Source organism: Citrobacter sp. B72, from assembly GCF_016894305.1.
In the GTDB taxonomy this organism is placed as follows: domain Bacteria; phylum Pseudomonadota; class Gammaproteobacteria; order Enterobacterales; family Enterobacteriaceae; genus Citrobacter; species Citrobacter portucalensis.
The window spans coordinates 1632215-1651332 of sequence record NZ_CP069801.1 but is presented as its reverse complement, the minus strand read 5'-3'; the positions used below and the strand labels follow the sequence as shown (position 1 = coordinate 1651332).

Sequence of the window (19118 nt, the reverse complement as noted above, 5' to 3'; positions counted from 1 at the left end):
AATTAATCGTTTTAATATTGTTGATTAGAGGGAGCTAATGACATTAACCCAGATCCACGCCCTGCTTGCCGTACTTGAGTACGGTGGTTTTACCGAAGCCAGCAAGCGGCTGTACATGACCCAATCCGCCGTTAGCCAGGCAATTTCAGCGCTAGAGGAAGAACTAGGGGTTGATATTCTTATCCGCGAACGCCGCAAAGACATTCAACTTAGTCCGGCCGGGAGTCGGATCGTTTCACACCTGCGGACGATCGTGTCTGAAACCAACGCGGTGAAAGAGATTGCCGAGCAAGAGCGACAAAACCCGGCCAGAACCCTGCGTATCGGCTGCTTTCCCAGCGCCTGTGCCTGCATTTTGCCCGGCATCATCCACCACTTCGAACAGCATCACCCGCACATCAAAATTATCCCTTATGAAGAAAACAGCACGGCAATCGTTGATTCCCTGCGCAGTGGGGACATCGATGCGGGATTTGTGCATTTCCCGGTAAATGGCATGTACTGCGTACCGGTGTATCGCGACAAATTTACCGTTGTAGTTCCTGAAAGCCATCCGCTGGCGGCCAATAGCACAATTTCAGTGGAACAACTGGTTGGAGAACCGCTCATTATCAGCAAAGGTCGCTATGAATTAAGCATCATGGCGCTATTTAAAGAGAAGGGAATTGAACCGGTCATTAAATACGAGTTTAACCATCCGGATACCGCGATGAGCTTTATTCGTCAGGGGCTGGGTATAGCGTTATTACCGGAATTAACACTGAAGGCGGTTGGTGGGAAAGTACGCTCAGTCGCGCTGGAACCGACGTTCTATCGACAGATATCCTTACTGGCAAAAGAGCCGCCGGTGGACGGCAGCCCTTTATTTCTCCTGCAGGCATGTATGGAAACGTTGACAGCAGACGGCCTTATCTAGCAGTTAAAACGTTTCATCCATTAAGGCCTGTGACCGGAGGTGCATCACAGGCCTTACGCCATCACTCTTTATTCAAGAATTTCACTGCTTTGTCGGGGAAGTCGGTGAACAGCCCGTCCACGCCCGCCTTGTTATAAAGAATGTCATACAGCTGGTTTACGTCAGTGGTGTAATCCGGCAGTTGATCGGCGCGAACGGTATAAGGATGCACAACCATCTTATTCTGATGTGCGTCCTGCACCATGCCAGTTAACGAGATATTGCCCTTCTTCGACTTCTCATCAATCAGCATGTGGTAGTCCGGCCCAATGCCGTCCGCATACTGCGCAACCTGCTTCATGGCACCCGGCTTAAACATCCAGTCGTAGTTGTAATTAACCCAACTACCGTCCGGCTTTTTCTCCTGAGTTTCATTCCAGTCGGTGTACGCAATCAACTGTACCAGATTGAGATCCATCCCCATCTTCGGTTCCAGTTCATTCTTAATGCGCTTTAACTCTGCAACATCAAAACATTGCAGATAGACCTTGTCGTTCTTGTCGGTATACCCGTACTTTTTCAGCACTTCCAGCGTCTTAGCCGCAATATCCTTCCCTTCCTGGTGATGGAACCACGGCGCTTTCATTTCCGGGTAAATACCGATGTTTTTACCGGTGGAATGATTTAATCCCTGAACAAACTCAATCTCTTCTTCGAACGTGTGCACGCGGAAATCAGATTTACCCATCGGGAAGCGCCCTGGGTAGGTCTGGACCTTTTTGCCATTTTCGATATCGAAGCCTTCGGTAAATTTCAGCGATTTAATTTCATCCAGCGTAAAGTCGATAGCGTAGTAACGCCCGTCTTTACGCGCCCGATCCGGGAAACGCTCGGCAACATCGGTGACGCGGTCAAGATAATGGTCATGCAGGACGACCAGATGGTCATCCTTGGTCATCACCAAATCCTGCTCCAGATAATCCGCACCCTGGGCATAGGCCATCGCTTTCGCTGGCAGCGTATGCTCCGGTAGATAACCGCTCGCACCACGGTGCGCAATCACGATTTTATCTGCGGCAACCGCCGCGCTGCTGACCACCATACCTGTGAGCATCAGCGCCACGCTGAGACTTTTCAATGTAGTTTTCATCTATTAGCCCCCGTTACGTTTCAGTTGCATCTCTTCGTGATGGCGTTTTTCGCCAATCATGACGACCACCAGCAGGATAACCGCCAGCACGCTACCGCCAATCATCACCATAAAGCCGCCGTCCCAACCGAAGAAGTCAACGGTGTAGCCAACAATGGCGCTCGCAGCCACAGAACCGCCGAGATAACCGAACAGACCGGTAAAGCCAGCTGCCGTACCCGCCGCTTTTTTCGGTGCCAGTTCCAGCGCGTGCAGACCAATCAACATTACCGGGCCGTAGATCAAGAAGCCGATGATGATCATACAAGCCATATCCACGTTCGGGTTGCCTGCCGGGTTCATCCAGTAAACGATGGTCGCAATAGTTACCAGCGTCATAAAGAACACGCCGGTCGCACCACGGTTACCACGGAAGACTTTATCCGACATCCAGCCGCACAGCAGCGTGCCCGGAATACCCGCATACTCATACAGGAAGTAGGCCCAGGATGATTTATCGAGTGCGAAATGCTTCACTTCTTTCAGGTAGGTCGGTGACCAGTCCAGGATGCCGTAGCGCAGCAGATAAACAAACACGTTGGCGATAGCGATGTACCACAACAGTTTGTTTGGCAGTACATACTGCATGAAGATCTGCTTCGCAGTCAGCTCTTCTTCCGCTTTCTCGTTGTAATCGTCCGGATAGTCGTTCTTATACTCTTCGATAGGCGGCAGGCCGCAGGACTGCGGCGTATCACGCATCATCGCAAAGGCGAACAGCGCAACCACAATCGCACCGAAAGCAGGCATATACAGCGCCGCTTTCCAGTCATTGAACCAGGCCATACCGAGCAGGAACAGCAGAGGAGGCAGACCGCCGCCCACGTTGTGCGCACAGTTCCAGACGGAAACAATACCGCCACGTTCTTTCTGCGACCACCAGTGCACCATGGTACGACCACACGGCGGCCACCCCATCCCCTGGAACCATCCGCAGAGGAACAGCAGCACAAACATTATCGCAATGCTCGATGTCGCCCACGGCACAAAGCCCATAAACAACATCACTGCGGCAGCCAGAATCAAACCTGCTGGCAGGAAAACGCGCGGATTCGAGCGATCCGAAACGGACCCCATGATGAATTTCGAAAATCCGTAAGCGATGGAGATACCGGACAACGCAAAACCCAGATCGCCGCGAGAGAAACCCTGCTCAACCAGATATGGCATCGCCAGGGCGAAGTTCTTACGTACCAGATAGTACGCGGCATAACCAAAGAAAATCCCCAGGAAAATCTGCCAACGCAATCGACGATATGTCGGATCGATCTCCGTAGCAGGCAAACGCGCCTTATGTGGCGCTGGTTTAAAAATACTCAACATAGTGTAGCCTCCGTGGCCGTCTTTCATTCGAAGTAAACACTGCAGTTCGTCATTACTACCCTACCGCTTCCAGTGTGGCCGCGATGTTAAGGAAAGATACCTAACAAAAATGTGAAACGCAGCACATATTGTTACAGATTTATGACAAATGTTCATAAAGGCGCACGGAATCACGTTTCATTTTCGAATAATGAGCGATTATGCGCGAAATCAAACAATCCATGTTTTTTATGTGGCTAAATGATAAAAAACGAACTGTGAGGAAAAACAATGAAAACTCGCGACTCGCAAACAAGTGACGTGATTATCATTGGTGGAGGAGCAACAGGTGCAGGGATCGCACGTGACTGTGCGCTGCGCGGGTTGCGCGTCATCTTAGTGGAACGCCACGATATCGCCACAGGTGCGACCGGGCGCAACCACGGTCTGCTGCACAGCGGTGCACGCTACGCCGTCACCGACGCTGAATCTGCCCGTGAGTGCATCAGCGAAAACCAAATTCTGAAACGTATCGCCCGTCATTGCGTTGAGCCAACGGACGGTCTGTTTATTACTCTGCCGGAGGATGAGCTGTCCTTCCAGGCCACCTTTATTCGCGCATGTGAAGAGGCAGGGATTCGCGCAGAAGCGATTGACCCTCAGCAGGCACGTATTATCGAACCTTCTGTGAATCCACAGCTGATTGGTGCAGTAAAAGTACCAGACGGCACGGTCGATCCTTTCCGCTTAACAGCAGCTAACATGCTGGATGCGCGTGAGAATGGCGCGGTTATCTTAACGGCGCATGAAGTGACGGGACTGATCCGCAAAGGCGCAACGGTTTGCGGCGTTAACGTGCGCAATCATCTGACAGGCGAAATGCAGTCCCTGCATGCACCGGTTGTCGTCAACGCCGCTGGGATCTGGGGTCAACGCATTGCGGAATATGCCGATCTGAGCATCCGTATGTTCCCGGCCAAAGGTTCGTTGCTGATTATGGATCATCGCATTAACCAGCATGTCATTAACCGCTGCCGTAAGCCTTCTGACGCCGATATTCTGGTGCCTGGCGATACCATTTCACTGATCGGTACCACCTCACAGCACATTGATTACGACGATATCGACAGCAACCGCGTCACCGCAGAAGAGGTCGATATTCTGCTGCGTGAAGGCGAGAAGCTGGCGCCGATTATGGCGAAAACGCGCATTTTACGCGCCTACTCCGGCGTACGCCCGCTGGTGGCCAGCGACGACGACCCAAGCGGTCGTAACGTCAGCCGTGGGATTGTACTGTTCGATCACGCTGAACGTGACGGACTGGAAGGGTTTATCACCATTACCGGCGGCAAACTGATGACCTACCGCCTGATGGCGGAATGGGCCACCGATGCCGTTTGCCGTAAGCTGGGCAATACCCAGCCTTGCACAACGGCAGACACCGCGCTGCCTGGCTCACAGGAATCTACCGAGCATACGCTTAAACGCGTGATCTCATTGCCCGCGCCACTACGCGGCTCGGCGGTCTACCGTCACGGCGATCGCACCCCTGCGTGGCTTAGCGAAGGCCGTCAGCACCGCAGCCTGGTCTGCGAATGCGAAGCAGTCACCGCAGGCGAAGTGCAATACGCCGTCGAGAATTTAACCGTCAACAGCCTGCTCGATTTGCGTCGTCGTACCCGTGTTGGAATGGGGACCTGCCAGGGCGAATTGTGTGCCTGCCGCGCCGCAGGTTTGCTGCAACGTTTTAATGTCACTACCGCAGCGCAGTCCATTACCCAGCTTTCCGATTTCCTCAACGAACGCTGGAAAGGCGTGCAGCCTATCGCCTGGGGAGATGCGCTGCGCGAAAGCGAATTCACGCGCTGGGTTTATCAAGGGTTGTGTGGTCTGGAAAAGGAGCACCAGGATGAAATTTGATACCGTCATTATCGGCGGCGGCCTCGCCGGACTGCTATGTGGCCTGCAACTGCAAAAAAGCGGACTGCGCTGCACGATTGTTACCCGCGGCCAAAGCGCCCTGCATTTTTCCTCCGGCTCACTGGATTTGCTCAGCAGCTTACCCGATGGTCAACCGGTGACGGATATAGAAGCGGGTTTGAATGCGCTGCGCACTCAGGCACCCGCACATCCGTATAGCACCATCGGAACGCAGAACGTTCTGGAACTGGCCCAGCAGGCGCAAAATTTGCTGGAAGAATGCGGAACACATTTGCAGGGCAAAGTGCATCAGGCGCATCAACGTGTTACCCCGCTGGGCACCCTGCGCTCAACCTGGTTAAGTTCCCCGGAAGTGCCGGTCTGGCCTCTGTCCGCACAGCGTATCTGCGTTGTAGGGATTAGCGGGTTACTGGATTTTCAGGCGCATCTCGCCGCGGCGTCATTACGCCAACGCAATCTCAGCGTCGAGACAGCAGAAATCGAGCTACCGGAGCTGGATGTCCTGCGTGATAACCCAACCGAGTTTCGCGCCGTTAATATTGCGCGCCTGCTGGATAACGAAGATAAATGGTCGCTGCTCTATGACGCATTGCTGCCAATGGCAAAAACCTGCGACATGATAATCATGCCGGCATGCTTTGGTCTGGCAGATGAGCGGCTCTGGCAGTGGCTTAACGAGCGCCTCCCCTGCTCTCTGACACTGTTACCGACCCTACCACCTTCGGTACTGGGCATGCGTTTGCACAACAAATTGCAGCGCCAGTTTGTGCGCCAGGGCGGTGTGTGGATGCCGGGTGATGAAGTGAAAAAAATCACCTGTCAGGATGGCGTGGTCAGCGAAATCTGGACCCGAAATCATGCCGATATCCCCTTGCGGCCACGTTTCGCCGTGCTCGCCAGCGGCAGTTTCTTCAGCAGCGGGCTGGTCGCCACGCGTGAGGCAATCTACGAACCAATCCTGGGACTGGATGTACAGCAAACAGCTACCCGCGCCGAGTGGTATCAGCGTGATGTTTTCGATCCACAACCGTGGCAACAGTTTGGCGTGACTACCGATTCCGCATTACGCCCATCACTGGCGGGAAAAACGATAGAAAACATGTATGCCATTGGTTCCGTCCTCGGCGGATTCGACCCTATCGCCCAGGGTTGCGGAGGCGGCGTGTGCGCAGTTAGCGCCTTACATGCCGCGCATCATATTGCGAAACGTGCAGGAGGACAGCAATGAGCGACACACGTTTTGAAAGTTGTATCAAATGTACGGTGTGCACCACCGCCTGCCCGGTAAGCCGCGTCAATCCGAGCTACCCGGGTCCTAAGCAGGCCGGCCCGGACGGTGAACGTCTGCGCCTGAAAGATGGCGCGCTATATGACGACGCGCTGAAATACTGCATCAACTGTAAACGCTGCGAAGTGGCCTGTCCGTCAGACGTGAAAATCGGCGATATTATCCAGCGCGCGCGCGCCAAATACGACACGACGCGCCCATCGTTGCGTAACTTTGTCTTAAGCCATACCGATTTAATGGGTAGCGTATCCACCCCCTTCGCCCCAATAGTGAATACCGCCACCTCTTTAAAACCGGTGCGTCAACTGCTGGATTACGCGCTAAAAATCGATCATCGCCGTACGCTGCCGAAGTACTCCTTTGGCACCTTCCGCCGCTGGTATCGCAGCGTTGCCGCACAGCAGGCGCAGTATCAGGATCAGGTCGCCTTTTTCCACGGCTGTTTTGTGAATTACAACCATCCCCAGCTCGGCAAAGACCTGATCAAGGTGTTGAATGCGATGGGTACTGGCGTGCAACTGCTGAGTAAAGAGAAATGCTGCGGCGTGCCGCTGATTGCCAACGGTTTTACCGATAAAGCGCGTAAGCAGGCAGTAAGCAACGTGGCCTCACTCAGAGAGGCGATTGATGGCAAAGGCATTCCGGTGATCGCCACCTCATCAACCTGTACCTTTGCGCTACGTGATGAATATCCGGAAGTGCTGGATGTCGACAACTCAGGCCTGCGTGAACACATTGAACTGGCAACCCGCTGGCTATGGCGCAAGCTGGATGAAGGTAAAACGCTGCCGCTGAAAACGCTGCCGCTGAAGGTGGTCTATCACACGCCATGTCACATGGAGAAAATGGGCTGGACGCTCTATACGCTGGAGCTACTGCGACAAATTCCAGGGCTGGAGCTGACGGTGCTGGATTCTCAGTGTTGCGGGATTGCCGGGACTTACGGCTTTAAAAAGGAAAACTATCCGACGTCACAGTCTATTGGCGCACCGTTATTCCGCCAAATTGAAGAAAGCGGCGCTGATATCGTCGTCACCGACTGCGAAACCTGTAAATGGCAGATTGAGATGTCTACAAGCAAAAGCTGCGAACATCCTATCACCCTGCTTGCCAAAGCGTTGGGTTAACTCTGTTGCCCGGTAGCATTTGCTACCGGGCATTTTTGCGTAGTCCGTTCCGCTTAATTGAATACGTTGCAGTCGGACGTATTTATCTCTGATTCACCCACGCAAAGAACACATTTCCCGCATGCAGCGCATATTAAAAGTGGATACCGTCACGCCATCTTCTCTTTCTGGTGACGGACTACCATGGCTAAATCCACTACATCTATACCGCATGATGCCGTTTTTAAAAAGATAATGTCTTACCCTGAGATGGCTCGGGATTTTCTGGATATACACCTTCCCATCGCATTACGTGAGATATGTGATTTACAAACGCTGAAGCTGGAGTCCACCAGTTTTATCGAGCAGGATCTCCGCGCATACTACTCCGACGTAGTGTGGTCACTAAAAACCCGCGAAGGTCAGGGCTATATTTATTGTGTTATTGAACATCAGAGTACCGCGGTACCGCATATGGCATTTCGCCTGATGCGTTATGCCACCGCGGCGATGCAGCATCATCTTGATGCCGGGAATAAAACGCTGCCGCTGGTGATCCCCATGTTGTTTTATCACGGTCAACAAAGTCCCTATCCCTGGTCGCTCAACTGGCTGGATGAATTTGAAAATCCGCAACTGGCACGACAACTGTATTCAGAGGCTTTTCCGCTGGTCGACATTACCGTAATACCTGACGATGAAATCGCGCAGCATCGCGGGGTTGCGCTGCTTGAGTTGATGCAAAAACATATCCGCGATCGTGATTTAATGGGGTTAGTGGACCGCCTGGTCTCGCTATTAATTACAAGCACTGCTAATGACAGCCAGCTACAAACGCTATTTAATTACCTGATACGGTACGGCGACGTTTCTCGCGTCAGTGAGTTTATCCGCGAAGTTGCCGAACGATCCCCCCATCACAAGGAGAAGCTGATGACAATTGCAGAGAGGCTCAGGCAGGAAGGCCACCAAAATGGACTGCAAGAAGGGATACAGCAAGGGTTAGAACAAGGGGTGCAAAAAGGTACGCAAGAAGAAGCCTTACGTATCGCTCACATAATGCTGGAACAAGGTATTGATCGTGATTTAGTTCAGTTAATTACCGGGCTATTGCCTGGCGATACCACCGCATGAGCCAGATTGGGAAGGCATTTAGCCTTCCCAATCTGTGATTAAATCGTCAACGACTCAACCACTTCGATCCAGCCGTGTTCGCTAGCGATTTCCAGATTGTTAAGCCAGCGGCGCAGCATATTTAGCGCCATCATCGCGCACACTTCCTGACGAATCGCCAGACTGTAGCGATTTGCATTCAGCCGTACGCGCAAGGCGTGTGTCCCATCAGCCGTGGCCAGCGCAAAGTTAATATGTTCGTTTTCGAAAGCCGATATCGCGAGTGCTAATCCAGCATAATGCTTGCTGCGTCGCTCGGTTATCCAATGCGCCGTTTGCGCCAGCGTTTCTTCCTGGGGCGGAACCACTTCACTCGCCAATAACGGAGCATTCGCACGAGAAAGCTGCAATGCCACCAGACCACCGGTGAATTGTTCGCTCAGCGTCAGGCTGAATTGCCGTTCTTGCAACGTGCGGGCGATTTGCGCGGGTAAGCCTTCCGTACCTTCAAAAATCATATTCTGCCCGGCAACCCGCTTAACTTCTGGCCACAGCGCCAGCATCGCTTCCCGTTGGGAATCCGGCCCGGTCAGCTTCAGCTCAATAATCGGCATTGAGGAGCGGTAGCCCATTGTCACTCCCGGTGGCAACGGGAGCGGATCCAGGCTCTGCGCCAGGTCGCTTTCAGAACGGCCAAAGGTGGTTAATCGCAGGCATAACGGGGGCTGAGCCAAAGAGAAACGCTCACGCAAACGAGGCAGGATCTCATGCTCCACCATGACTTTGAATTCTGACGGTACACCCGGTGTAAAGAACATCAGGCAGCGGTTAAGCTTCAGGGCGAACCCACACGCGGTACCCACCGGATTATTGATAAACTCAGCGCTGGCCGGAAGTTCAGCCTGTTTGCGGTTGCTCGGCGCCATCACGCGGCCACGATCGCGGAAATATCGCTCCATCTCGGCCAGCCATGCTTCATGCAGCACCAGCCCTTCGCCTTTTGCCGTTGCCGCTGCCAGCGCGCTCAAATCATCGCTGGTAGGTCCTAGACCGCCATTAACGATCAGTACATCGGCGTGCTCGCTACGCTCACGCAAAACGGCGACCAAATCGTTAAGATTGTCACCTACCGTGTTGCGGCGTGTTAGCGGTAAACCCTGATTAAAGAAAAAATCGGCCAGCCAGGCGGCATTGGTGTCGACGATTTGTCCGTGCAACACTTCATCCCCTGTGGATAGCATCTCCACGTTTAACATCGTGTTCTCCTGCTTTTATGATGAAAACACTATAACGCATGGAGGGGGGAAGGCGCGACTGAACGCCGCGCCAGAAATGTTAGAAGCTAGCGTTAACCCCAACGTACGGGCCATCAGCAATCGCGTTATCACGGTTGCCGTCTTTGCCTGCCAGGTTCAGGTAACGATAACCGGCTTCGATGCTCAGCGGACGCATAATGGTCAGACGCGCACCGGCATTCGCTTCTTCATAGCTGTCGATACCGCTGGAAAGTGAATCAGGAGAGTAATAATACTCACCAAACAGACGGAAGCTATCGCCAATTGGCCATTGTAAACCACCACCGACAGCAGCAGCATAGCCTTCATCGCCATCGTTTGGATTAGTATAAACACCTTTACCACCAACGGTCGCCATCAGCGGCCCCAGTGGGATATTCAAACCTAAACCCAGCCCGGCAACATCACCGTCGTCATCGTTATGCATCCAGTTACCGCTGACGGCCAGACCAGTACTCTCAGTGCCCATACCGAATCCCAGGTTGGTGTAGTCTTCGCCAGCCTGGCCGCTGATGCTAATCGCGCTCGCCGACGCGGAAACAAACAGCATTCCGGCAAAACCCAACATTAAACTTTTTTTCATTTTCTATCCTTTCCAGCAAGAATCAAAACATAGCCCCAAAACCGATGAATTGTACTGTCAGATGGCGAGGAATCAATGAGCTAAAAAAGCGATGCAATGACATATTGTAACTAAATACTACTCACAAGATTTATTTAAGGTTAAATTCTTGTGCCAATTACACCGTTGGACGTCCCAGAACGTCATTTTCAACAAACATCCTGTTTTCCCTGCCAAAGCGCTCTTGATCACCGATGAAACATTTTTTCTGCCGCCAGCAAAAGGTAAGATGCGTGCATGACGGAATTTTCTCTACCTCCCCAACAAGGACTCGACTGATGCGCCAAAGAACGATTGTTTGCCCATTAATTCAAAACGATGGCTGTTATTTACTCTGCAAAATGGCTGATGACCGCGGTGTGTTTCCCGGTCAGTGGGCGCTTTCTGGCGGCGGTGTTGAACCGGGTGAACGTATTGAAGAAGCTCTGCGCCGTGAAGTGAGGGAAGAGCTGGGCGAGCAACTGGTGTTATCAGAAATTACCCCCTGGACCTTCAGTGATGATATTCGCACTAAAACCTATGCTGATGGCAGTCAGGAAGAGATTTACATGATTTATCTTATCTTCGATTGTGTCGCGGCGAATCGTGAAGTGAAGATTAACGAAGAGTTCCAGGCATTCGCCTGGGTTAAACCGGAAGATCTCAGTGCCTACGATTTAAATATCGCCACGCGTAAAACGTTAACCTTAAAAGGGTTACTGTAGGTTATCATTTTAATAACGGCATATAATTAACATTCTGAATAGCGGCATTGCACTCTTCAACTTATAGCAAACAGCAATGTCGCAAAAACCTAAAAAAACACTTAATTTCATTAAGATAAACAAAAAAACACCTCTATTTAGCTATCGTTCCCAAACCTTAAACTCTTAAGGATAAATTAACCTTCAGTCATTAACCTTTGTAGCCTGATGAAATAATTAACGACGCCCCTGTTTATCACTAAAAATAAAACTTCGGTGGCGTTAAATGGCTTGAAGGAATAATGATGTCTGACTTTTTGCCTTTCTCTCGCCCGGCCATGGGCGCTGAAGAACTTGCCGCAGTGAAGGCGGTTCTGGACTCTGGATGGATAACCACCGGCCCGAAAAATCAACAGTTGGAAGAGGCTTTTTGCCAGCTCACGGGGAATAAGCATGCCGTCGCCGTTTGCTCCGCCACTGCAGGAATGCACATTACGCTGATGGCGCTGGGCATTGGTGCAGGCGACGAGGTCATTACGCCGTCGATGACGTGGGTTTCTACCCTCAACATGATTGTTTTGCTGGGGGCGACGCCAGTGATGATCGATGTCGACCGCGATACGCTTATGGTGACACCTGAGCAAATTGAAGCTGCTATTACCCCACGAACCAAAGCCATTGTTCCAGTACATTATGCTGGCGCCCCCGCCGACCTCGACGCAATTTATGCCATTGGCGAGCGTTATGGAATCCCGGTAATAGAAGACGCAGCCCATGCCGTAGGGACATTGTATAAGGGCCGTCATGTCGGTGCTCGCGGCACGGCAATCTTCTCGTTTCACGCTATTAAAAATATCACCTGTGCGGAAGGTGGACTGATCGTTACCGACGACAGCCAGCTCGCTCAGCGGCTTCGCAGCCTGAAGTTTCACGGTCTGGGCGTTGATGCTTTTGATCGACAAACCTACGGCCGTGCACCACAAGCCGAAGTGCTTGCACCTGGATACAAATACAACCTGACGGATATTAACGCCGCTATTGCGCTGGTACAGCTCAATAAGCTGGAGCAACTGAACTCACGCCGGGCGCAAATTGCCCAGCACTATCAAAAAGCGCTGGCTGATACGTCATTTCAACCGCTGGGCCTACCGCAGTGGTCGCACGTTCATGCCTGGCATCTGTTCATCATTCGCGTTGACGAAGCGCGCTGTGGCCTGAGCAGAGATGCGCTGATGGAAGCGCTAAAGGCCAAAGATATCGGCACCGGCCTGCATTTTCGTGCAGCCCATACGCAAAAATATTATCGCGAACGCTTCACTACCCTTTCGCTCCCAAATACAGAATGGAATAGCGCACGCATCTGTTCGCTGCCGTTATTCCCCGACATGACCGACGATGACACTCAGCGGGTCATTACGGCGCTTCGCGAGATAGCAGGACAATGAGCATGTTTGAAGCCACACCGATTAAAAAAGTCTCGGTTGTTATTCCCGTTTTTAATGAACAGGAAAGCCTGCCAGAGTTAATCAGACGCACCAGCGACGCCTGCGAGAAATTGGGCAAAGACTATGAAATTCTGCTAATCGACGACGGCAGCAGCGACCGTTCCGCTCAGTTGATGATGGACGCCTCTCAGGCACCGAACAGCCATATTGTCTCTATTTTACTGAATCGTAATTACGGACAGCACTCGGCGATTATGGCCGGTTTCAGCCATGTCACCGGAGACTTGATCATCACGCTGGATGCTGATTTGCAAAACCCGCCGGAGGAGATCCCACGGTTGGTCGCCACTGCAGATGAGGGTTTCGATGTGGTAGGCACGGTACGCCAGAACCGTCAGGATAGCGTATTTCGTAAGACCGCCTCACGAATGATCAACCATCTGATCCAACGAACCACCGGTAAAGCAATGGGCGACTACGGCTGCATGCTACGCGCCTATCGCCGTCACATCGTCGATGCCATGCTGCATTGCCAGGAGCGCAGCACCTTTATCCCTATTCTGGCCAACATTTTTGCCCGTCGCGCCACGGAGATCCCGGTACATCATGCAGAGCGTGAATTTGGTGACTCCAAATACAGCTTCATGCGTCTGATCAACCTGATGTATGACCTGGTGACTTGCCTTACCACAACACCGCTTCGCATGTTGAGCCTGCTGGGCAGCGTGATCGCTGCCACGGGCTTTACCTTATCAGTCCTGCTTGTTGTTCTGCGCCTGACGCTCGGCCCACAGTGGGCAGCAGAAGGGGTATTCATGCTGTTTGCCGTCCTGTTTACCTTTATCGGCGCACAGTTTATTGGCATGGGTTTACTCGGCGAATATATCGGTCGCATCTATAACGATGTCCGCGCCCGCCCCCGCTATTTTGTTCAACACGTTATCCGCCCACAAACTACGCAGTCAACCGAGGAAAACCGCGCATGAAAGCCGTCGTATTTGCCTATCACGATATGGGATGTCAGGGTATCCAGGCCTTGATGGATGCAGGTTATGAAATCGCTGCCATTTTTACGCACACCGACAACCCGGGTGAAAAAGCGTTTTTTGGATCTGTTTCCCGCCTCGCGGCCAGCGCCGGTATTCCGGTTTACGCCCCAGACGAGGTTAATCATCCCCTGTGGATTGAGCGCATTAGCCAACTGGCACCCGATGTTATCTTCTCGTTCTACTATCGCCATTTACTGAGTGATGAGATCCTCAGTCTTGCCCCTAAGGGTGCATTTAATCTGCACGGCTCGCTGCTGCCGAAATACCGTGGTCGCGCGCCATTGAACTGGGTATTGGTCAATGGTGAAACCGAAACCGGCGTCACGCTTCACCGCATGGTCAAACGCGCGGATGCTGGTGCCATAGTTGCCCAGAAGCGTGTCGCTATTTCACCGGATGATGTGGCGTTAACGCTGCACCATAAGCTGTGCCAGGCTGCGCGTCACCTGCTGGAAGAGGCGCTGCCCGCGATTAAAACGGGAGATTATGCAGAACTCTCCCAACAGGAAGCAGAGGCGACCTGTTTTGGTCGCCGCACACCGGAAGATAGCTTCCTCGACTGGAACAAGCCTACTGCGGAATTACATAACCAGGTCCGTGCCGTCAGCGATCCATGGCCGGGTGCATTTAGCTATGTCGGCACGCAAAAGTTCACCGTCTGGTCATCGCGCGTTTGCACAAACGACATTGCGGCCCAGCCGGGCACCGTCATCTCCGTGTCTCCTTTACTGATCGCCTGTGTCGATGGCGCACTGGAGATTATTACCGGACAAGCTGGCGATGGTATTGCAATGCAGGGTTCACAACTGGCGCAAGTTCTGGGTCTGGTGCCAGGTTCTCGCCTGAACAGCCAGTCAGTGACCACCAGCAAACGCCGTACTCGCGTACTGATCCTCGGCGTTAACGGCTTCATTGGTAACCATCTGACCGAGCGCCTGCTGCAAGAAGATAATTACGAAGTGTATGGACTCGATATTGGCAGCGACGCCATTGGGCGTTTCCTGCAACATCCGCGATTCCATTTCGTCGAAGGTGATATCAGCATTCACTCCGAATGGATTGAATATCATGTGAAAAAATGCGACGTTGTGCTGCCGCTGGTGGCGATCGCAACGCCTATCGAATATACCCGTAACCCGCTGCGCGTATTTGAGCTCGATTTTGAAGAGAACCTGAAAATCATTCGTTACTGCGTGAAATACCGCAAGCGCATCATTTTCCCGTCAACCTCCGAAGTCTACGGCATGTGTACCGACAAAGTCTTTGATGAAGACAGTTCGAATCTGATCGTCGGTCCGGTCAATAAACCACGCTGGATCTACTCCGTATCCAAGCAGTTGCTGGACCGTGTTATCTGGGCATACGGCGAAAAAGAGGGATTGCGCTTCACCCTGTTCCGCCCGTTTAACTGGATGGGACCGCGTCTGGACAGCCTTAACGCCGCGCGTATCGGCAGCTCACGCGCCATTACACAGCTGATCCTCAACCTCGTGGAAGGTTCACCGATTAAGCTGATTGAAGGCGGTAAGCAAAAACGCTGCTTTACCGACATTCGCGATGGTATCGAAGCTCTGTACCGCATCATTGAAAACGAAGGCGGCCGCTGTGACGGTGAGATTATCAACATCGGTAATCCACAGAACGAAGCAAGTATTCAGGAACTGGCAGAAATGCTGCTTTCCTGCTTTGAAAAACATCCGTTGCGTAACCACTTCCCGCCGTTTGCCGGTTTCCGTGACGTCGAAAGCAGCACCTACTACGGTAAAGGTTATCAAGACGTTGAGCATCGTAAGCCTAACATTCGCAATGCAAAACGCTGCCTGAACTGGGAACCGACCATTGAGATGCAGGAAACGGTAGAAGAGACGCTGGACTTCTTCTTACGCAGTGTGGATATCACGGAACACACATCATGACCAAAGTAGGCTTGCGCATTGATGTCGATACATTCAGGGGGACGCGCGAAGGCGTGCCCCGCCTGCTGGAGACATTAAACCGACATAACGTTCGGGCAAGTTTTTTCTTTAGCGTTGGGCCTGACAACATGGGACGCCATCTCTGGCGTCTGGTGAAGCCGCAATTTCTGTGGAAAATGCTGCGTTCAAACGCAGCATCACTCTACGGATGGGATATTTTATTGGCGGGAACCGCATGGCCGGGAAAAGAGATTGGCCAGGCCAACGCGGCAATCATTGCACAAACCGCCCAGATTCATGAAACCGGTTTGCATGCCTGGGATCATCACGCCTGGCAGGCGCGAAGCGGAAACTGGAATGACAAACAGCTGATTGATGATATTTCGCAAGGTATCACCACACTTGAAGCCATCATCGGTCAGCCAGTCACCTGCTCTGCCGTTGCCGGATGGCGTGCCGACAACCGTGTCGTCCATGCCAAAGAAGCATTCCATCTGCGCTATAACAGTGACTGTCGGGGAACGTCGTTATTTCGTCCGGTGCTGGAATCCGGGAAAACGGGGACGCCACAAATTCCCGTCACCCTACCAACATGGGATGAAGTGGTTGGTCAGGAGGTCCAGGCGGTGGACTTCAACTCCTATATTCTCTCCCACATCCAGATGAGCAGAGGAACACCGGTGTACACCATTCATGCGGAAGTTGAAGGCATCGCCTTTCATCATAACTTTGACGAGCTGCTTACTCGCGCCGCGGACATGGGGATGACATTCTGCTCGCTTGGCGAGCTGTTACCTGACGACATCAGTACGCTGCCGTTAGGACAGATAGTACGTGGAAAAATACCCGGCAGAGAGGGATGGCTCGGCTGCCAACAACCGGTGAGTGTGACACCATGAAACCTGCTGCCCGCTACACTCTGGCATTTATCGCTTTAATCGCACTGTATTTTATTTTACCTATCAACAGCCGTATGCTCTGGCAGCCTGATGAAACGCGCTATGCTGAAATCAGCCGGGAAATGCTCAACTCTGGTGACTGGATCGTTCCACGCTTTTTAGGGCTGCGTTATTTTGAAAAACCAATTGCCGGATACTGGTTGAACAGCATCGGACAATGGCTGTTTGGCGCAAACAATTTTGGTGTCAGAGCGGGGGCTATTTTTGCCACTTTGTTGACCGCATTACTGGTAGCCTGGCTTGCCATGCGACTGTGGCATGATAAGCGTACCGCCGTACTCTCCTCCGCTATCTTTTTAACGTTTTTTTCGGTTTACAGCATCGGCACCTACGCGGTACTTGATCCCATCATAGCGCTTTGGCTGATGGCGGGCATGTGCTGTTTTTGGGAAGGCATGCAGGCCACCACCAGAACACGCAAAATCATCGCTTTTTTGTTGCTTGGGCTGACCTGCGGTATGGGTGTAATGACCAAAGGTTTTCTGGCACTCGCCGTCCCTGTGCTTAGCGTATTACCATGGGTTTTTGCCCAAAAGCGTTGGAAAGACCTCATTCTCTACGGTCTGCTGGCGGTGATCGGCTGCATCGCGATCGTACTACCGTGGGGTATAGCGATTGCACAACGCGAGCCGGATTTCTGGCATTACTTCTTCTGGGTTGAACATATTCAGCGCTTTGCGCAGGATGATGCCCAGCATAAGGCTCCTATCTGGTACTACATCCCGATATTTGTGGCAGGCACATTACCGTGGCTCGGTCTGCTTCCCGGCGCGCTGCGTACGGGCTGGCGTGAGCGGGATGTTCCGCGCAGTGCTCTGTACCTGTTAAGCTGGATTATTATGCCAATTCTGTTTTTCAGCATCGCGAAAGGAAAACTGCCGACCTATATTCTTTCCTGCTTCGCGCCGCTGGCGATATTAACGGCGCGCTTCGGCCTGCAGGCTGCGGAAAAAGACTCAGCATCCCTGCGCATCAATGGCTGGATCAACGTGCTATTTGGTGTCGTCGGCATCGTCGCTACGTTTATTGTTTCCACGCTGGGACCATTGAAGACGCCGGTCTGGTCGCATATCGAAACGTATAAGGTTTTTTGTGCCTGGGGCATCTTTATCATCTGGACGATTTTTGGCTGGTATACGCTAAATAACCGCGAGAAGAACTGGAAATTCGCAGCACTATGCCCATTAGGGCTGGCGCTGTTATTTGGCTTCTCCATTCCTGACCGGGTGATGGAATCTAAACAGCCGCAGTTTTTTGTCGAGATGACCAAAGAATCGCTGGAGCCGAGCCGTTATATTCTCACCGACAGCGTTGGCGTCGCTGCGGGACTGGCCTGGAGCCTGAAGCGCGACGACATCATGATGTACGGACAAACGGGCGAGTTAAAATACGGCCTCAACTACCCGGATGCTCAAGGCCGCTTTGTCAGTCGGGAGAATTTTGCCGACTGGTTAGCGCAACATCGACAGCAAGGAAACATTACGCTCGTGCTCTCGATTGATAAGAATGAAGATATTAATCAGCTTGCCATCCCTCCCGCTGACTACATTGATAATCAGGGGCGTCTGGTCCTGATTCAGTATCGGCCCAAATGATCTGGATAGCCTTAGTCCTCGCCAGCCTGCTCAGCGTCTGCGGCCAGCTATGCCAGAAGCAGGCGACCCGACCGGTGTCTGTTCGTGCACGAAAACGCTACATTACGCAATGGATTGGGCTTGCTCTGGCAAGCCTCGGTCTGGCCATGCTGCTATGGCTGGCGGTTTTACAAAACATTCCTGTCGGTATTGCCTATCCCATGCTGAGCCTTAACTTTGTCTGGGTTACTCTCGCGGCATGGAAAATCTGGCGCGAACCCGTCACAACCCGCCACTGGCTGGGCGTTGGGCTAATCATTACCGGCATATTTATTCTTGGGAGCGCAGTGTAATGGGCATATTTTGGGGATTATGTAGCGTTATTATCACCTCTGCTGCCCAGTTGAGCCTTGGCTTTGCGATGGATAATCTGCCGCCAATGCTGCAGCCGCTGGCGTTCATCTCCGCCGTATTCTCTGTCAGTATTGGTGCGTTTGCTTTATATGCCGGGCTGGCAGGGTATTTGCTGTCGGTTATTTGCTGGCATAAAGCCCTACACCAACTCGCGCTGAGCAAAGCCTATGCCCTACTCAGCCTGAGCTATGTGCTGGTGTGGGTTGCCTCAATGATCCTGCCCGGCTGGCAGGGAACATTTTCAGTGAAAGCGCTGGCAGGGGTACTGTGCATCATGGCAGGGTTAATGACGATTTTTCTGCCTTCACGCAAACACCTGTCCTGAGA

The 19118-nt window shown here is 52.4% G+C and carries 17 protein-coding genes; 13 read left to right on the top strand and 4 right to left on the bottom strand.

The window, feature by feature from the left end; genetic code table 11:
* Nucleotides 1–37: 37 nt before the first annotated feature.
* On the top strand, nt 38–916 hold the full coding sequence (locus JQN59_RS07795; protein ID WP_008785317.1) for a LysR family transcriptional regulator: 879 nt from the start codon (nt 38–40) through the stop codon (nt 914–916).
* Between the two features lie 61 nt (nt 917–977).
* On the opposite strand, the gene glpQ is transcribed toward JQN59_RS07795, so the two are convergent.
* The gene (gene glpQ / locus JQN59_RS07790) at nt 978–2045 is read right to left on the bottom strand and encodes a glycerophosphodiester phosphodiesterase (protein WP_032944051.1); all 1068 of its coding nucleotides are present in this window, start codon (nt 2043–2045) and stop codon (nt 978–980) included.
* A 3-nt stretch (nt 2046–2048) separates the two neighbouring features.
* Complete coding sequence (gene glpT / locus JQN59_RS07785) at nt 2049–3407, bottom strand: glycerol-3-phosphate transporter (protein WP_048215877.1); 1359 nt, start codon at nt 3405–3407, stop codon at nt 2049–2051.
* Nucleotides 3408–3677: 270 nt separating this feature from the next.
* Here glpT and glpA point away from each other — a divergent pair, with 270 nt between their 5' ends.
* From glpA to JQN59_RS07765, 4 genes are all read left to right on the top strand, one after another.
* Entirely contained in the window at nt 3678–5306 is a 1629-nt protein-coding gene (gene glpA, locus JQN59_RS07780) for an anaerobic glycerol-3-phosphate dehydrogenase subunit A (protein WP_149607662.1), read from the top strand.
* On the top strand, nt 5296–6555 hold the full coding sequence (gene glpB / locus JQN59_RS07775) for a glycerol-3-phosphate dehydrogenase subunit GlpB (protein WP_103014185.1): 1260 nt from the start codon (nt 5296–5298) through the stop codon (nt 6553–6555). The genes glpA and glpB overlap by 11 nt, the downstream gene beginning before the upstream one ends.
* Entirely contained in the window at nt 6552–7742 is a 1191-nt protein-coding gene (glpC, locus tag JQN59_RS07770) for an anaerobic glycerol-3-phosphate dehydrogenase subunit GlpC (protein WP_048224697.1), read from the top strand. Before glpB ends, glpC begins: the two co-directional genes overlap by 4 nt.
* A gap of 183 nt (nt 7743–7925) precedes the next feature.
* Nucleotides 7926–8855, top strand: a complete 930-nt coding sequence (locus JQN59_RS07765; RefSeq protein ID WP_048215873.1) for an Rpn family recombination-promoting nuclease/putative transposase — start codon at nt 7926–7928, stop codon at nt 8853–8855.
* 38 nt (nt 8856–8893) lie between these two features.
* Here JQN59_RS07765 and JQN59_RS07760 read toward each other — a convergent pair whose 3' ends face one another.
* Together JQN59_RS07760 and JQN59_RS07755 are read right to left on the bottom strand one after the other, a co-directional pair.
* Nucleotides 8894–10090 (bottom strand): nicotinamide mononucleotide deamidase-related protein YfaY, encoded by a 1197-nt coding sequence (locus JQN59_RS07760; protein WP_149607663.1) that lies wholly within the window; start codon nt 10088–10090, stop codon nt 8894–8896.
* 79 nt (nt 10091–10169) lie between these two features.
* Entirely contained in the window at nt 10170–10712 is a 543-nt protein-coding gene (locus tag JQN59_RS07755) for a YfaZ family outer membrane protein (protein WP_048215871.1), read from the bottom strand.
* Nucleotides 10713–11029: 317 nt separating this feature from the next.
* Between JQN59_RS07755 and nudI the strand changes: the two genes are divergently transcribed.
* The 8 genes from nudI (at nt 11030) to arnF (ending at nt 19116) form a co-directional block, all read left to right on the top strand.
* Nucleotides 11030–11455, top strand: coding sequence for a nucleoside triphosphatase NudI (gene nudI, locus JQN59_RS07750; RefSeq protein ID WP_048215870.1), 426 nt, complete (start codon nt 11030–11032; stop codon nt 11453–11455).
* 284 nt (nt 11456–11739) lie between these two features.
* A complete protein-coding gene (gene arnB, locus JQN59_RS07745) occupies nt 11740–12879 on the top strand; it encodes a UDP-4-amino-4-deoxy-L-arabinose aminotransferase (RefSeq protein ID WP_048215869.1) in 1140 nt (379 codons plus the stop codon).
* Nucleotides 12880–12881: 2 nt separating this feature from the next.
* Nucleotides 12882–13865, top strand: coding sequence for an undecaprenyl-phosphate 4-deoxy-4-formamido-L-arabinose transferase (gene arnC, locus JQN59_RS07740; RefSeq protein WP_008785329.1), 984 nt, complete (start codon nt 12882–12884; stop codon nt 13863–13865).
* Nucleotides 13862–15844: a bifunctional UDP-4-amino-4-deoxy-L-arabinose formyltransferase/UDP-glucuronic acid oxidase ArnA gene (arnA, locus tag JQN59_RS07735; RefSeq protein ID WP_103014183.1), complete on the top strand. Its 1983-nt coding sequence runs from the start codon at nt 13862–13864 to the stop codon at nt 15842–15844. Before arnC ends, arnA begins: the two co-directional genes overlap by 4 nt.
* Entirely contained in the window at nt 15841–16743 is a 903-nt protein-coding gene (gene arnD / locus JQN59_RS07730; protein ID WP_149607664.1) for a 4-deoxy-4-formamido-L-arabinose-phosphoundecaprenol deformylase, read from the top strand. The genes arnA and arnD overlap by 4 nt, the downstream gene beginning before the upstream one ends.
* Nucleotides 16740–18398, top strand: coding sequence for a lipid IV(A) 4-amino-4-deoxy-L-arabinosyltransferase (arnT, locus tag JQN59_RS07725; RefSeq protein WP_204528208.1), 1659 nt, complete (start codon nt 16740–16742; stop codon nt 18396–18398). Before arnD ends, arnT begins: the two co-directional genes overlap by 4 nt.
* The gene (gene arnE, locus JQN59_RS07720) at nt 18395–18730 is read left to right on the top strand and encodes a 4-amino-4-deoxy-L-arabinose-phosphoundecaprenol flippase subunit ArnE (protein WP_003834709.1); all 336 of its coding nucleotides are present in this window, start codon (nt 18395–18397) and stop codon (nt 18728–18730) included. Before arnT ends, arnE begins: the two co-directional genes overlap by 4 nt.
* Entirely contained in the window at nt 18730–19116 is a 387-nt protein-coding gene (gene arnF, locus JQN59_RS07715) for a 4-amino-4-deoxy-L-arabinose-phosphoundecaprenol flippase subunit ArnF (RefSeq protein ID WP_149607665.1), read from the top strand. Before arnE ends, arnF begins: the two co-directional genes overlap by 1 nt.
* The last annotated feature ends 2 nt before the right edge of the window (nt 19117–19118 follow it).

Bases quoted from the DNA above. Each gene is read 5' to 3' on its own strand.
- arnC (WP_008785329.1), top strand. From the start codon at position 12,882: ATGTTTGAAGCCACACCGATTAAAAAAGTCTCGGTTGTTATTCCCGTT.
- arnA (WP_103014183.1), top strand. From the start codon at position 13,862: ATGAAAGCCGTCGTATTTGCCTATCACGATATGGGATGTCAGGGTATC.
- JQN59_RS07755 (WP_048215871.1), bottom strand. From the start codon at position 10,712: ATGAAAAAAAGTTTAATGTTGGGTTTTGCCGGAATGCTGTTTGTTTCC.
- JQN59_RS07795 (WP_008785317.1), top strand. From the start codon at position 38: ATGACATTAACCCAGATCCACGCCCTGCTTGCCGTACTTGAGTACGGT.
- arnF (WP_149607665.1), top strand. From the start codon at position 18,730: ATGGGCATATTTTGGGGATTATGTAGCGTTATTATCACCTCTGCTGCC.
- glpT (WP_048215877.1), bottom strand. From the start codon at position 3,407: ATGTTGAGTATTTTTAAACCAGCGCCACATAAGGCGCGTTTGCCTGCT.
- nudI (WP_048215870.1), top strand. From the start codon at position 11,030: ATGCGCCAAAGAACGATTGTTTGCCCATTAATTCAAAACGATGGCTGT.
- glpB (WP_103014185.1), top strand. From the start codon at position 5,296: ATGAAATTTGATACCGTCATTATCGGCGGCGGCCTCGCCGGACTGCTA.
- arnD (WP_149607664.1), top strand. From the start codon at position 15,841: ATGACCAAAGTAGGCTTGCGCATTGATGTCGATACATTCAGGGGGACG.
- glpQ (WP_032944051.1), bottom strand. From the start codon at position 2,045: ATGAAAACTACATTGAAAAGTCTCAGCGTGGCGCTGATGCTCACAGGT.
- glpC (WP_048224697.1), top strand. From the start codon at position 6,552: ATGAGCGACACACGTTTTGAAAGTTGTATCAAATGTACGGTGTGCACC.
- JQN59_RS07765 (WP_048215873.1), top strand. From the start codon at position 7,926: ATGGCTAAATCCACTACATCTATACCGCATGATGCCGTTTTTAAAAAG.
- arnT (WP_204528208.1), top strand. From the start codon at position 16,740: ATGAAACCTGCTGCCCGCTACACTCTGGCATTTATCGCTTTAATCGCA.
- arnE (WP_003834709.1), top strand. From the start codon at position 18,395: ATGATCTGGATAGCCTTAGTCCTCGCCAGCCTGCTCAGCGTCTGCGGC.
- arnB (WP_048215869.1), top strand. From the start codon at position 11,740: ATGTCTGACTTTTTGCCTTTCTCTCGCCCGGCCATGGGCGCTGAAGAA.
- JQN59_RS07760 (WP_149607663.1), bottom strand. From the start codon at position 10,090: ATGTTAAACGTGGAGATGCTATCCACAGGGGATGAAGTGTTGCACGGA.
- glpA (WP_149607662.1), top strand. From the start codon at position 3,678: ATGAAAACTCGCGACTCGCAAACAAGTGACGTGATTATCATTGGTGGA.